This is a genomic window from Streptomyces sp. NPDC001816, from assembly GCF_042892235.1.
Classification (GTDB): Bacteria; Actinomycetota; Actinomycetes; order Streptomycetales; family Streptomycetaceae; genus Streptomyces.
On the sequence record NZ_JBIATY010000004.1, the window covers coordinates 370,960 to 385,114 of the forward strand.

The window sequence follows — 14,155 nt, forward strand, 5'->3', positions numbered from 1 at the left end:
AATGGCGGAGCGGTCACCGCGTGGCAGTGCTCCCGCACCCGGGGGCAGCGTCTCTCGTCACGTGGTCAGGCCGTTCGGGCCGTCCCCGTCCCCTTCTCCGCGTCGAGCGCGTACACGCAGCGGTCCTTGCTGCACGCGTACACCACCCCGTCCTTGACGACCGGCGAGCCGGTGATCTCGCCGCCGGTGGCGAGCTTCCACCGGAGCCGGCCGTCGTCGGCCTTCAGCGTGTACAGCAGGTGGTCGGTGGAACCGAAGTGGATGCGGCCCTCGGCGACGGAGGGGGAGCCCACGACGTCGCCGCCGGCCTGGAAGCGCCACTTGGGGGTGCCGGTGACCGCGTCCAGGGTGTACAGGCCCTTGCCGCTGCCGACGTGGACATGGCCGGCGGCGACCAGGACCGGTTCGACGGAGGAGCGGGCCTCGGTGGCGATGCGCCAGCGGTCGCGGCCGTCGGTGGCGTCCAGGGCGTAGACCGTGCCCAGGTAGTCGGCGAGGTAGATGCCGCCGCCGGTGACGGCCGGGCCCGGGGCGAAGGCGGGCGGGCAGAGGAAGACCGCCGGGGCCTCGAAGTGCCAGCGCACCAGGCCGCTGGCCACCTCGATGGCGAGGACGCGGGTGCCGGCACAGACGTAGACGTAGCCGTCGGGGGCCGGGGTGATGCGGACCGGGACGCCGCCGCAGGAGGCCGCGTCGCCGATGGGGTACGACCAGCGCTCCTCGCCGGTGCGGGCCTCCAGGGCGCGCAGCCGGGCGTCCTGCCAGACGTAGACGGTGCCGTCGTGGACGGCGGGGCCGGCCTCGGGGGACTCGAAGTCGGTCTGGCAGCCGGAGATCTCCCACAGTTTCTGGCCGCCGGAGGCCTCCCAGGCCTGGACGCCGCCGCCGCGGGTGCCGGTGACGACCGTGCCCCGGTCGGCGTGCAGGGAGTACACCCAGGCGTCCGTGGACAGCCGCCACAGGTCGGCGCCCTCGCGGGCGTCCAGGGCGAACAGGGTGGGGCCGTCGGAGGCGTGGATACGGCCGTCCGCCACAGCCATCGACCAGGCGACGTCCCGGGTCTTGAAGCGGCGGCGGCCGGTGCCCACGTCCAGGGCGTGCACCTCGAAGGAGGTGACGTAGACGAGGTCGCCGTCGACGGACGGGGTGCCCCAGACGTCGTTGGACATGCGGAACCGCCAGGGACGCCAGCCGGAGGCGGTCTCCGGGGGCGCGGGCGGTACGGCAGGGCCTACGGCAGGGTCTGTGCCGTTGACGCCGGGGCGGGGGCGGGACCAGCTGGCGACCAGGCCGGCCTCCGGCGGGGGTGCCTTGACGGCGGCGGCGCGGGCGTCGGCGACCCGGGGTCCGGGGCCGATGGGCACCTGGGCGCCGGCCAGCCGGACCGGGCCGGTGTCGGGCGCGCCCGCTGCGCCGACCGGTGCGGGGGCCCGGACGGCGGGGTCGTAGGACGGCGGCGGGGGTACGGTCCCTCGGCCGCCGCTGCGGGGGCCGGGCGGGGTGGGGGCGGGCTTGGCGGCGGGGCGGCCGCCGCGGCGGGCCTCGATGAGGGCGACGGCCTTCTCCGGCAGCCAGGCGGAGGCGGTGCCGCTGTCGTCGGAGCCGGAGCCGAAGAGGTGCGGGGCGAGCTGGGCCTGGAGGTCGGCCGGGGAGGGGCGGCCGGCTGCCTCCATCTGCATGCAGACCTCGATGAGCGGGCGCAGCTCGTCGGGCAGGCCGGTGAGGTCCGGGCCCTCGCGCAGCAGCATGAAGACGGTCTCGACCGGGTTGGCGCCGTGGAAGGGCGGGTGGCCGGTGGCCGCGAAGACCAGCATGGAGCCGAGCGAGAAGACGTCGCTGGCGCCGGTGACGCTGCGGGAGTCCTTGGCCTGCTCGGGGGACATGTAGGCGGGGGTGCCGACGGCGACGTTCGTCATCGTCAAACGGGTGTTCGAGACGCCGGAGGCGATGCCGAAGTCGATCACCCGGGGGCCGTCCTCGACCACCAGGACGTTGGACGGCTTCAGATCGCGGTGGACCAGGCCGGCGCCGTGGATGGACTGCAGGGCCTCCGCCACGCCCGCCGCCAGCCAGCGCACCGCCTGGGCCGGGAGCGGCCCGCAGTCGTTCACTATCTCCTCGAGGGAGGGCGCGGGGACGTAGGCCGTGGCGAGCCAGGGCACGGCGGCGCGCGGGTCGGCGTCGACCACGGCAGCCGTGTAGAAGCCGGAGACCGCCCGGGCCGCCTCCACCTCACGGGTGAAGCGGACCCGGAAGAGCTGGTCCTCGGCCAGCTCGGTGCGGACCGTCTTGATCGCCACGCGCCGGCCGGACGCCGAGCGTGCCAGATAGACCAGCCCCATGCCGCCGGCGCCCAGCCGGCCCAGCACCTCGAACGGCCCGATCCGCCGCGGATCGTGCTGCGTCAGCTGATCCACCACTTGCCTGCCACCTCCCCGTACGAGCCGCGCCACCCACATATGTACGCGACCGAAGTGCAGCGTCTCACCACCGCACCGCAATGGCGGCACGCACCCCGATTCTTCCTGGCCGGGCGGCTTGTTGCGAACCAGGTGACAAATCGGGGTGTCTCATGCCGAATACGGTCATTTCATCGCCGTGGCGCCTGCCTCACCGCTGCAGCACCGCGAACGACGCCCCCTGATTGTCGGTGACGACGGCCACTCGTCCGTACGACGCCTCGAAGGGTGGAGCCTGGACCCGCCCGCCGAGCCGCTGTACGGCCCCGACGGCGTCCTCCAGGTCCGTGACCCGGAAGTGGGTGACGAAGTGCGAGGGCATCTCGGCCGGGAAGACGTCGGAGATCTCCGCGCGGCCGAAGTCGGGCTCGGCGTCGGCGCCGAACAGGGCGTCGTGGAAGAGGCCGCCGTAGAAGGTGTTCGCGGCGGCGGTGTCACTGGTGTACAGCTCTACCCAGACGAAGGTGTTCGGCTCGTGCCGCCGCCCGAAGCCGGGGTGGCTCGCGGCCTGCCACAGGCCGAACACGGCGCCCTGGGGGTCGGCGGCGAGGGCGGCGATGCCCAGGTCTCCCACCGGGAAGGGGGCCATGACCACCTGCCCGCCCGCCGCGACGATCCGCCGGCCGAGGGCCTGGGCGTCCGGGGTGGCGAAGGACACCGTCCAGACGGTGGGCATCCGGCCGTCCATCTTGGGGGCGAGCGAGGCGACGGGCTCGCCGCCCAGCTGGGCCCACACGGAGGAGCCGAGGGCGTCCTCGAAGGTCCACCCGAAAAGTTCACCGTAGAACCGCTTGCCCGCCTCGACGTCGGAAAGCTGGGCGTCCACCCAGCAGGGGACGCCCTCTGCGTACACCGATGCCCTGTTTTCGGCCATGTCGTCAAAGTAACCGCGCCGCGCGCACCCCGCAGACCAGCCACACCACCCCCGATGTACCCGTGCACCCCATTTGCAGTCGGCCGAATAGCGCTCCGATCACCCCTCGGTAAGCTGACGGCATGACAGGACAAGTGCGTACCGTCGACGGCCGCGTGGCCGGCCGGCGTGGGCAGGCGACCCGGCAGAAGCTGCTCGACTGCCTCAGCGAGATGCTCAGCTCCTCCCCCTACCGGGACGTCAAGGTCATCGATGTCGCCCGGAAGGCGGGCACTTCGCCCGCGACCTTCTACCAGTACTTCCCGGACGTCGAAGGTGCCGTCCTGGAGATCGCCGACCAAATGGCGGCCGAGGGTGCCGGGTTGACCGAGCTGCTGGAGGGCCGGAGCTGGGCCGGCAAGGCGGGGTGGCAGACCGCGCAGGAACTCGTGGACGGGTTCCTCGAGTTCTGGCGGAGGAACGACGCGATCCTGCGCGTGGTCGACCTCGGCGCCGCCGAGGGGGACAAACGGTTCTACAAGATCCGTATGAAGATCCTGAACTCGGTGAACAACTCCCTCGTGGACTCCATCAAGGAACTCCAGTCCAAGGGCAGGGTCGACAAGGACGTGAACCCGGCCGCGGTGGCCGGCTCACTGGTCGCGATGCTCGCGGCGGTGGCCGCGCACCAGAAGGGCTTCCAGACCTGGGGCGTCAAGCAGGCCGAACTCAAGCCGAACCTGGCGCTGTTGGTGCACCTCGGCGTGACAGGCAAGAAGCCGACGAAGTAGCACCCGGCCCTTTTCCAGGTCCCAAGTCCTGTCTCGCAGGCGGTGGTTCACCCGAGTGGACCGCCGCCTGCTTTCTCTTCCGGCCCGGGTGTGCCGCCCACGGCCTCGGCGACATCCGCCCAGCTCCAGTGCCCGGGCCCGTTCCCCGCAAGCCACTCGTGCGCGTACCCGAGCACCTCGGCCCGGCGGTCCAGGGGCGGCGCCGGGTCGCGCAGCAGGGCGAGGAGCACCTCGGCCGCGATGGGCCGGGAGGCGTTCTCGGCCAGCCAGGCGAGCGCACGGGTCACGGCGGCCGCCCGCCAGGGGGCGGGTCCGGTGTGCTGGAGCAGTTCGGCCAGCGGGCGCCCCACCACCGCGCGGGTCGCCCGGTGGTCCAGCCAGGCCAGGAACAGCCCTGCCGCGCGGGCCAGTTGTTCCTTGCTGAGGTCGCGCAGGGCCAGCAGGTGTGCGTACACCGCGCTGGGGTTGCCGGTGCCGGGCGGGCCGAACTGGTCCAGCCAGGTCAGCGTGTGGTCGATCAGCGCAGCCCGCTGCCGCGCTCCGGCCGGCACCGAGTGCAGCAGACCGATGAGGTGGGAGGCGGCGGCCGTACGGCCCTTGCTCGTCCGGTTCACCACGTACGGGACCAGCCGGGCCGCGTGCTCCGGGGCGGGGCCCGGCCGGGCCAGCAGCGTCGCCAGCAGGGCGACGCCGCCGTCGGCCTCCGGGTGGTGTTCGAGCCACACCACCGCCAGGCCCTCGGCCACGGCCCGCAGGTCGCCCACCACGTCGGTGCGGGTCAGCAGCGGGCCCAGCACCCGGTCGGCGCCGGGGCTGGTCGCGTGGTCCCGCAGCCACCGGGTGGTCGCCCGCAGGGTGGCGGTGGCCTCGTCCGGGCCGAGGGTGCGCAGGAGGAGCAGCGGCTCGATGACGAACCCGGCCTCGTCGCTCTCGGCCTGCCCCGCCAGCCAGGCCAGGGCACGGTCCACCGCCTGCCCGGCCTGGTCCTCGGGGAGGGCGTCGTGGTGCAGCAGCAGGGGCCTGAGGACGTAGCTGGCGTACGGATCGGTGCCGGGCTGGGCCAGCCAGTCCAGGGCGAGACGGGTGGTGTCCGCCCGGCCGGGCTCGGCGGTGAGGAGGTCGTCCAGCAGGAAGCTGGCCTCGGCGGCGGTGCCGTGGCGCTTCAGCCACCGTACGGCCCGCTCGGACGCCTCGGCCCAGGCCTCGCCGCCCGGCGGGAGCCGGCGCAGCAGCCAGTGCAGCAGCGCGGAGTCCGGCCCCTGGCCGTGGATCCGCAGCCAGCGCAGGGTCGCGTCGACGACCTCCTGGAGGACCGGCTGCGGCAGGTCGCCGCGCAGGAGGTCGGCCAGCAGGTGCTGCTGCGACTCGGTCACCGGCTGCTGCCTGAGCAGCGTGCCGACGCGCTCGGCGGCCGAGCCGTCCCAGCGCACCAGGGCGCCGAGGACGAACTCCTGCGCTTCTCCGGCGTTGCGGGTCAGCCACTTGTTCGCGTGTCCGACGGCCTGCTGGGCCTCCTCCTCGGTGAGGTCGAAGCGCAGCAGGGGCCGCAGAACGAAGGAGGCCTGCGGGCGCTCGCGGTGATCGCGCAGCCACTTCAGGGCCTGGCCGACCGCCCGGTCCCGGTGTCCCCCGAGGTCGGTGCGCCGCAGCAGGCGCGGCAGGACGAAGGAGACGCCGGGGTTGCCGTTCTGCCGGACGACCCAGGTCAGCGCGGCGTCGAGCACGGATTTGGCGTGGGGTCCGAGGTCGTCGCGGTCGAGCAGCGGGCCGAGCACCACGGAGCCGGCCGAGTGCCCCGGGTTGCGGCGTATCCACTCCCGGGCCGCCTCCACCACGCGCCGGGCGGTCCCGGGGGTCAGCTCGGGGCGGCCGAGGGCGGCGGCCAGCAGCTGGACGGCGCGCCGTTCGCCCTGGTGGCGCCGCCCCCAGGCCAGGGCGCGGTCGGCGACCACGTCCAGCCGGTCCGGCGTCAGGCCCTCGGCGTACAGCAGGGCTTGCAGGAGCAGGCCCGTCTCCGGGGCGTGGCGACGGGATTCCAGGCAGGTCAGGGCGCTGCCGAGCAGCTGGGGCGGCAGCGGTCCGACGATGCTGTCCACGGCCTGGGCGAGTACGGCGGGCAGGGCGCGGGGCCGCTCCCGCTCGATCTGCTCCAGCCAGGGTCCGACCAGTTCGTCCCAGAGCCGGAGCATCCCGGCCTGCCAGGGGGTGCGGGCCATCAGGTCGAACGCGGTCTCGCCGAGCGCGTCGGCGGCGAGCAGCTTGCCGATCGGTTCGGCCCGCGCCTCCAGCCAGCGGGCGCAGGCGTCCTCGATCCTGGCCTGCCGGGCCGTGTCCTGGTCGGTGGTCCAGCGGGAGAGGTGCCGTACGGCCTGGGTGAAGGCCGGGCCGCGGTCGAGGAGCGCGTCCAGGAGTTCCTCGGCGGTGCCGCTCTGGACGGTCTGCCCGGGGACGAGTGTGGCGCCGAGCAGGCCGTCCGCGACGATGTCGTGGACCAGTTCGAGCCGGTCGGCGCCGCCCACCAGCCAGCCCTGGTCGCGCAGCAGGGCGAGCACGTCACTGCCGCGGAGCCCGAAGTCACTGTCGGCGCGCTGGTCGAGGGCCCGGTCCACGGCCTCCCGCACGGCGGCGGAACGGTCCTGCGGGCAGGCCAGCAGGGCCACCGTGGAGGCCAGCAGCGCCACCCGCGGACGGGACAGGCCCGCCTCGCGGTCCGCGGCGGTCGGGACGCCGAAGTCGCGTTCGAGCCGCCGCCGCAGCCAGTCGAAGAGGCTGCCCCGGCGCAGGTCGGAGAGGTCGGGGGCGTCCTGTCCGGCCCGGGCCTGCTCCTCCAGCGCCCGCGCGATCAGCAGGGCGAGGACGGGCCGGTCGCTGCACGCGGCCACCAGCCGGTCCTCGCCCCAGCGCCGCCAGGCCTCCGGGGCGACCTTCTGGAAGATCGCTGCGGCCACCCGGGCCCGGTACTCCTCCCCGTCCTCCAGGGGCACCTGGCCGAAGACGCCTTGCACCTCCGCTGCGTGGAGCGCGCCGGGCCGGGCGGAGGCCAGGCAGGCCACCCGTCCCTCCGGGTCGAGGGTCTGCAGTTCCCGGCCCAGCTCCGTCAGCCCGAGCTGCGAGTAGCTGTCCAGATAGTCGAGGACGAGCAGGACCCGGGCCGCGTCGGCGACCGACGCGTGCGCCAGGGCCGCCTGTACGAGGTGCTCGGCGGTCACGGCGGAGCCGGGTGTCACGTGCAGGACGAGCCAGGCGCCCGCCGGTTCCTGCGCGGCCAGCTTCGCCACCTCGAAGCAGGTACGGGTCTTGCCGGCCCCGGCCACGCCCTCCAGCAGCACACCGCGCCGCGGCTCCGCGTACCCGCCGGGCTCGTACTGCGCGTCGAGCCGGTCCAGCAGCCGGACCGGGGCGGCGCCGCTGCCGGGCCCGGGGCTGACGAACTCCAGCTGCTCCGCGGTGAGGTACTGCTCCTTGTCGTCGAGGTCCCGCAGCACCTGCCCGTGTGTGCGCAGGTACGGGGAGAACCAGGACAGCTCCCGCGGGGCGAGCGCGGCGAGTTCCTCGGTCCGGGCCGTCCACACCGAGTCGCGCAGCCAGCCGTCGGTGCTGTTGTAGCGGGCGCTGACCACGCCGAGGACGGCGTCGTCGGAGGTACGGCGCACGGGGGCGCCGCTCATGCCGCGCAGCAGGTCCTTCGTGCTGAGGCGGCCGAGCCGGACGCCGTCGTCCCGCTCGGTCGTGTGCTCCCAGCGCCCGCCGGCCCTCAGGTACCGGTAGGTGTGCCGGTCGTCGTAGCCGGGGACCTCCCCGAAGCCCTCGATGACCAGCTCGGTGCCGGGTTCCACGCTCTCCGTCGCCATCGCGCGGGTCACGGACGCGGGGAGGGGGCTGTCGGTGCGCAGAACGGCCAGATCGTGCGCCTGATCCACCCGCTCGACCGTGGCCGTGCCCGCCGGGCCGCCCGCCAGCGGGGCGAAGCGCACCTGCGCGCCCGGGGCCGCGAGGCCGAGGCTCTCCAGGACGTGGCAGGCGGTGGCGAGGACGCCGGGCGAGAGCTGGAAGCAGGTGCCCACCGGGTCGTCGGCGGCGGGGTGCAGGACGCTGCCCAGATATCCGGGGACGCCGGAGGAGGGCGAAGGGGACGAGAAGGACGCGGAGGGCACGGAGGGCACGGAGGACTCGGAGGGTACTGGCATCAGTCAGGAGGCCTCGTCGTCGGCGTCCTCGTCTCCGGCCGCTTGGTCCCGCCTCCCGTCGTACGTCAGCTTCACCTTGAGGGTGACCTCGCCGCTCGCGCCGGCCACGATGATGTCGCCCTTGGCGGAGAACTTCACCCCGAACTCCACCTCCAGGGCGTCCGGCCTGGCCGCCCGGCCCACCTGGCCCAGGGCCGCCGCCGTGGAGGTCGCGATCTCCACGATCGTCGACTGCGCCTGCTCGAAGGCGTCCTGGACGCGCCCGGTGAGGTTCCCCGGCCGCGTGGCCGTCGGCTCCGATCCCGGCAGCCGCACATCGGCGGCCTCCACCAGGACCTGGACACCGCCCACGTCGACCGGAATGTACATGCCGTTCATGTCCGCCCCCGTCTCCCGGATCCGCTGATCGCGTTCTCGGTGTACCACAGGCGACTCCCGCCCCACAGGGGTCAACACCCTGTCCGCACAACGCATTTGAGCCATCGGGCCATCGGGCGGGCGCCCGCCGGGCTACCCCCGTGTCGCGGGCAGCGGCCGGTCCTGCACCACGTGCTTCATCACCAGCGTCGAGGTCAGCCGCTGCACCCCCGGCAGGGTCGCGAGCCGCTCGTCGTACAGCCGCTGGAAGGCGGCGAGGTCGGCGGTGGCCACCCGCAGCAGGTAGTCGGGCTCGCCGAACAGCCGCTGGGCGTCCAGGACGTGCTCCAGCTCGCTGACCGCCCGCTCGAACTCGGCGACCGTCTCCCGGTCCTCCTGCCGCATGGAGACGAAGACCAGCGCCTCGAAGGTGAGCCCGAGCGCGGCCGCGTCCACCACCGCCCTGTAGCCCTGGATGGCTCCGGAGCGCTCCAGCTCGCGCAGCCGCCGGTGGCAGGGCGAGACGCTCAGGCGCACCCGGGCGGCCAGCTCGGTCACGGTCAGTCGCCCGTCCTGCTGCAGCTCGGCAAGGATTTTCCGGTCTACGTCGTCCATGAAGAAGATAATTGCCCAGATCTCGCGATCACGGGCAAATTTCAGGAACACTTTCGGGCCATTCACGCCTAATGTCCCCAGCATGGACTCAGGACTGCTCTTCTCCTTCCTCGCCGTGGACCTGCTGCTGGTGTGTGTGCCGGGCGCGGACTGGGCGTTCGTCATCGCGACCGCCCTGCGCGGCCGCTCGGTGCCGCGCGCGGTGGCGGGCCTGGTCTCCGGCTACGCCCTGCACACGGTCCTGGCGACGGCGGGTCTCGCGGTCCTGGTGGCAGGCTCGCCCCGGCTGCTCACGGCACTGACGGTGGCGGGCGCCGGATATCTCCTGTGGCTGGGCTGGGGGGTGCTGCGCCGCCCGGCCGTCCCGGGGGCGGCGGACGAGGCCTCCGGCGCCGACCGGCGCCTCTTCCTGCGGGGCGCCACGATCAGCGGCCTGAACCCCAAGGGCCTGCTGCTCTACCTCTCCGTGCTCCCCCAGTTCCTCACCCTCCGCGGCGCCCACCTGCCCGTACCCGCCCAGACCGCGACCCTCGGCCTGCTCCACATGGCGTGCTGCGCGGCCGTGTACCTCAGCGTCGGCGCCACGGCCCGCATCCTGCTGGCGGCCCGCCCGGCGGCGGCCCGCGCGGTCACCCGCACATCGGGCGCGGCGATGCTCGGAATCGGCGCGTTCCTGCTGGTGGAACGCCTGGCCACGCTCTAGCGGCAACAAACGATCCAGGTCCGGTATGCGCCCGCACAGAGAGGTGAACCGCTAGATGGTTGAACCGCAAAAGGAGAGAAGACCATGAGCCTCCTGAGGCGTGCGGCCGTAGCTCTCGCCTCCGCCGCCCTGATCACCGGCACCGCGGGTCTCGACGCACTGACACCGCAACCGGAGGTGATCACCTCCGTACGATCCTGAAGATCCTGATCTCCCGCTCCACCCGGGCCTGATAAGTGGCGTACGGCGGCCAGAAGGCGAGCAGCGCCTTCCAGGCCGCCGCCCGTTCCTCCCCCGCCAGCAGCCGGGCCGTGACCGCGATGTCCTCGCCCTTCCAGCTGATCGACGCCTCCGGACGGGCGAGCAAATTGCGGGTCCAGGCGGGATGGCCGGTCCGGCCGAAGTTGGAGCCGACGAGGAGCCAGCCGTGCCCGTCCTCCTCCGGCATGCAGGCCAGCGGGGTCCGGCGCGGCAGCCCGCTCCTCGCCCCGGTCGAGGTGAGGATCACGCCGGGCAGCAGCTGTGCGCTGAGCAGCATCTTTCCTCGGGTGAGCCGGTGGACGGCGCGGTCGAGGGCCGGGATCACATGCGGGGCGATCTTCGCGAAGGCCCGGGTGGCGGACACCTTCTGCACGAACCGCACGCCGATGCCGGGCATCAGACGGCCACCTCTCCGCGGGCGAAGAGCCCGGCCTCCTCGGCGGCCCGGTCCCGCAGCCGGTGCACGGGCCCGAACAGCAGCTCGTCCCCGGCTGCCCGTTTGAAGTACAGGTGGGCCTCGTGCTCCCAGGTGAAGCCGATCCCGCCGTGCAGCTGGATCGCCTCCCCGGCCGCACACCGCAACGCCTCCAGCGCCTGCGCGAGCGCCAGTCTTCCCACCCGCCCACCCGTCTCCCGCCACCGCCCTTCCAGCGAGGCGCTTCGCGCCGCACCTTCTGATTCGTTCACCGTCGCCCAGGCGGCGTAGTACGCGGCCGAGCGGGCGGCCTGCACGCCCACGTACACATCCGCCAGCCGGTGCTTGACCGCCTGGAAGGAGCCGATGGCCCGCCCGAACTGCTCCCGCTGCCCGACGTACTCCACGGTCCGCTCCAACGCCCGGTCGGCGGCGCCCACCGCCTCGGCGGCGAGCACGGCGGCGACGGTGTCGCCGAGTCCGGCGAGGGCGGGGAGCACGTCCTGGCCGCCGGCCTGACCGAGCAACTCGGCAGGTACATCGCGAAGTTGGATCCGACCCTGTGGCCGGGTGGCGTCCAGCGCGGTCTGCCGGGCCCGTACGACGCCCACGGCGTCCCCCGCGACCAGGAACAGCAGGGTCCGGGACCGTGCGTACCCGCCGGTGTGCGCGGCGACGACGAGCAGCCCGGCGCTGTGCCCGTCCAGCACCTGGTCGACCTGCCCGTACAGCCGCCAGCCGTCCCCGCTCTGCCGGGCCTGCACGCCGCCCGCCCGGCCCCCGCCGGCCCACTGGCCCCCGTTGCCGCCGGTCAGGGCCAGGGCGGTGGTGAGGGCGGGGCCGGGGACGGCGAGGGCGGCGGTGAGGGTGCCGGCGGCGAGGCGGGGCAGCAGGTCCGTGCGCTGGGCCTCGGTGCCGAGGGCGAGGATCAGCGGGGCGGCGAGGACGGAGGTGGCCAGCAGCGGGGAGGGGGCGAGCGTCCGTCCCATCTCCTCGCAGGCGAGGGCGAGTTCGGTGGCCGAACAGCCGACGCCGCCGTGGGCCTCGGGGAGGGCGAGCCCGGGCAGGCCGAGCCGGCCGGCGAGGGCGGACCACAGGGGGGGGTCGTACCCGGCCGGGCTGTCGACGGCGGCCCGCAGCGCTTCGGCGCCACAGTGTTTGTGGAGCAGTTCGCGCAGGGTGCGGCGGATCTCGTCCTGCTCGGCGGTGAGACGCGTGTCCATGGCTGATCCGATCCCTCCGACCTGATCTGACGGTGCGTCATATTAGGGCGGGCGGGGAGTGAAGCCCAGAGGTGCGACACCTGCCACACCCCGCCATATCTGATGTACCGTCAGATTCATGAGACCCGGGAACCGGAAAGTCGCCGTGGCCGGGGTGGCCCTCTCGGACTGCGGCCGCGTGGACGACACGACCCCGTACGCCCTGCACGCCCAGGCGGCCCGCCGCGCCCTCGCGGACGCGGGCCTGGACCGCGCCCTGGTGGACGGCTTCGCCTCGGCGGGCCTCGGCACGCTGGCCCCGGTGGAGGTGGCCGAGTACCTGGGCCTGCGCCCCACCTGGGTGGACTCCACCTCCGTCGGCGGCTCGACCTGGGAGGTCATGGCGGCCCACGCGGCGGACGCGATAGCGGCGGGCCACGCGAACGCCGTCCTGCTGGTCTACGGCTCGACCGCACGGGCGGACATCAGGGCGGGCCGCAGGACGGGGAACCTGTCCTTCGGCGCGCGCGGCCCGCTCCAGTTCGAGGTCCCCTACGGCCACACGCTGATCGCCAAGTACGCGATGGCGGCCCGCCGGCACATGATCGAACACGGCACGACGATCGAGCAGCTGGCCCAGGTCGCGGTCCAGGCCCGCGCCAACGCCGCCCTGAACCCCGAGGCCATGTTCCGGGACCCGATCACGGTCGACGACGTCCTGTCCGGCCCGATGATCGCCGACCCCTTCACCAAGCTGCACTGCTGCATCCGCTCGGACGGCGGGGCGGCGGTCCTGCTGGTGGCCGAGGAGTACGTACGGGACTGCCGTACCGCCCCCGTCTGGATCCTCGGCACCGGCGAGCACCTCTCCCACGCCACGATGTCCGAGTGGCCGGACTTCACGCTCTCCCCGGCGGCGGTGAGCGGCAGGCTCGCCTTCGAACGGGCCGGGGTGCGCCCCGCCGAGATCGACTTCGCCGAGATCTACGACGCCTTCACCTACATGACCCTGGTGACCCTGGAGGACCTGGGCTTCTGCGCGAAGGGCGAGGGCGGGGCGTTCGTGGAGAAGGGCCGGCTGCTGGTCTCCGGGGACCTTCCCGTGAACACGGACGGGGGTGGCCTGTCCGCCCAGCATCCCGGCATGCGCGGGCTGTTCCTGCTGGTGGAGGCGGTACGGCAGCTGCGCGGGGAGGCGGGCGAGCGGCAAGTACGGCGTCCGGCCGGGGAGTTGCCGTACCTCGGTGTCGCCTCGGGCACGGGGGGCTGGTTCTGCTCCTCGGGGACGGTGGTGCTGGGCCGGTGACGGAGTCGGCTCAGCGGTCGCCCATGCCCTCCTCGTCGCGCAGGCTGCGCCAGATGCGGGTGCGGTGCAGGACGTAGAGCGCGACGAACACGGCGACGACCTGCAGCCCGATGGCGAGCAGCCAGAAGACGGCCCGGCTCTCCAACTCATCGGTCAGATAGGTGAAGTTCATGCCGAAGAACCCCGTCAGGAACGACAGCGGCAGGAAGATCACCGACACGATGGCCAGCCGGTTGATCACGGCGTTCTGCTCGCCGGAGACGAGGGTGGAGTAGCTGGCGAAGGCGCGCCGGGAGGCGTCCTGGAGGGACTCGATGTCCGTGTGCACCAGACTCGCCGTGTGCTGGAACTCCTGGGCGAGCAGCTGACGCTCCTCCGGGAAGCCGCGGTTCATCATCCTCCGGGTGAACATCTGGTCCATCACCTGGAGGTAGGGCAGGAGCGTGCGGTGCAGGAGGGCGGAGTGCCGTCGCAGCTGTGACAGCCGGTAGATCTGGTCGGGGCGTCGCCCCTCGAACATCTGGTCCTCCAGGTCCTCCACCAGCAGCAGGTCCTGCACGGCGGACCGGCGGTAGGTCTCCAGGGCCTCCTGGAGCAGCAGGAAGAGCACGGCCACGGTGTCGGAAGGCTGCTCGCTCCGCAGCTGCCCGATGAGGCTCTCCCGCAGGCCGGCCTGCCCTCGGTGCACCGTGAGGAGATACCGCTCGGTCACCAGGGCATGGACATGAACGACCTCGTTCCCCTTGGCCACGGGCACGACGAAAGCGGCCCGGTCTCCGAGGAACTCGGCCCGCGCGGGTTCGCCCTTCCTGCCGAGCCAGATGAAGTCCTCGGTCTCCAGGCCGAGCTGGTGCGAGACCGGCGGCACCCCGGTGGACGGTTCCTCGGGCAGCTCGACGTCGACGAGTAGGAAACCGGCCGTGGCGAGCCGCTCACGTGCCTCCGCCACGTCGGTACGCGTGACGCCCCCCTCCGGCATCGACACCACCGTTACGATCATCGCCCC

Annotated in this window: 11 protein-coding genes; 3 read left to right on the top strand and 8 right to left on the bottom strand. The window is 73.3% G+C overall.

Annotated elements, in window-relative coordinates:
* Window positions 1–65 precede the first annotated feature (65 nt).
* Window positions 66–2,420 (bottom strand): PQQ-binding-like beta-propeller repeat protein, encoded by a 2,355-nt coding sequence (locus ACFYZZ_RS17230; protein ID WP_389176339.1) that lies wholly within the window; start codon window positions 2,418–2,420, stop codon window positions 66–68.
* A gap of 190 nt (window positions 2,421–2,610) precedes the next feature.
* Window positions 2,611–3,333: a VOC family protein gene (locus ACFYZZ_RS17235; RefSeq protein ID WP_389176341.1), complete on the bottom strand. Its 723-nt coding sequence runs from the start codon at window positions 3,331–3,333 to the stop codon at window positions 2,611–2,613.
* Between the two features lie 134 nt (window positions 3,334–3,467).
* Here ACFYZZ_RS17235 and ACFYZZ_RS17240 point away from each other — a divergent pair, with 134 nt between their 5' ends.
* Window positions 3,468–4,103, top strand: coding sequence for a TetR family transcriptional regulator (locus tag ACFYZZ_RS17240; RefSeq protein ID WP_386573865.1), 636 nt, complete (start codon window positions 3,468–3,470; stop codon window positions 4,101–4,103).
* Window positions 4,104–4,150: 47 nt separating this feature from the next.
* Here ACFYZZ_RS17240 and ACFYZZ_RS17245 read toward each other — a convergent pair whose 3' ends face one another.
* The 3 genes from ACFYZZ_RS17245 to ACFYZZ_RS17255 all read right to left on the bottom strand — a co-directional run bounded on the left by ACFYZZ_RS17245 (window position 4,151) and on the right by ACFYZZ_RS17255 (window position 9,262).
* Window positions 4,151–8,290 (bottom strand): trypsin-like peptidase domain-containing protein, encoded by a 4,140-nt coding sequence (locus ACFYZZ_RS17245; RefSeq protein ID WP_389176343.1) that lies wholly within the window; start codon window positions 8,288–8,290, stop codon window positions 4,151–4,153.
* A 3-nt stretch (window positions 8,291–8,293) separates the two neighbouring features.
* The gene (locus ACFYZZ_RS17250; RefSeq protein WP_389176345.1) at window positions 8,294–8,668 is read right to left on the bottom strand and encodes a CU044_2847 family protein; all 375 of its coding nucleotides are present in this window, start codon (window positions 8,666–8,668) and stop codon (window positions 8,294–8,296) included.
* Between the two features lie 132 nt (window positions 8,669–8,800).
* Window positions 8,801–9,262, bottom strand: coding sequence for an Lrp/AsnC family transcriptional regulator (locus ACFYZZ_RS17255; protein ID WP_386573484.1), 462 nt, complete (start codon window positions 9,260–9,262; stop codon window positions 8,801–8,803).
* An 82-nt stretch (window positions 9,263–9,344) separates the two neighbouring features.
* On the opposite strand from ACFYZZ_RS17255, the gene ACFYZZ_RS17260 reads away from it, so the two are divergent.
* On the top strand, window positions 9,345–9,965 hold the full coding sequence (locus ACFYZZ_RS17260; RefSeq protein ID WP_389176347.1) for a LysE family translocator: 621 nt from the start codon (window positions 9,345–9,347) through the stop codon (window positions 9,963–9,965).
* Between the two features lie 181 nt (window positions 9,966–10,146).
* On the opposite strand, the gene ACFYZZ_RS17265 is transcribed toward ACFYZZ_RS17260, so the two are convergent.
* On the bottom strand, window positions 10,147–10,623 hold the full coding sequence (locus ACFYZZ_RS17265) for a nitroreductase family deazaflavin-dependent oxidoreductase (RefSeq protein WP_389176349.1): 477 nt from the start codon (window positions 10,621–10,623) through the stop codon (window positions 10,147–10,149).
* Entirely contained in the window at window positions 10,623–11,864 is a 1,242-nt protein-coding gene (locus ACFYZZ_RS17270; protein WP_389176351.1) for an acyl-CoA dehydrogenase family protein, read from the bottom strand. Before ACFYZZ_RS17270 ends, ACFYZZ_RS17265 begins: the two co-directional genes overlap by 1 nt.
* A 118-nt stretch (window positions 11,865–11,982) precedes the next feature.
* On the opposite strand from ACFYZZ_RS17270, the gene ACFYZZ_RS17275 reads away from it, so the two are divergent.
* Window positions 11,983–13,149 carry an acetyl-CoA acetyltransferase gene (locus ACFYZZ_RS17275; protein ID WP_389176353.1) on the top strand — a complete coding sequence of 389 codons (1,167 nt, stop codon included), beginning with the start codon at window positions 11,983–11,985 and terminating at the stop codon, window positions 13,147–13,149.
* A 10-nt stretch (window positions 13,150–13,159) separates the two neighbouring features.
* On the opposite strand, the gene ACFYZZ_RS17280 is transcribed toward ACFYZZ_RS17275, so the two are convergent.
* Window positions 13,160–14,149 (bottom strand): CorA family divalent cation transporter, encoded by a 990-nt coding sequence (locus ACFYZZ_RS17280; protein ID WP_389176355.1) that lies wholly within the window; start codon window positions 14,147–14,149, stop codon window positions 13,160–13,162.
* Window positions 14,150–14,155 lie beyond the last annotated feature (6 nt).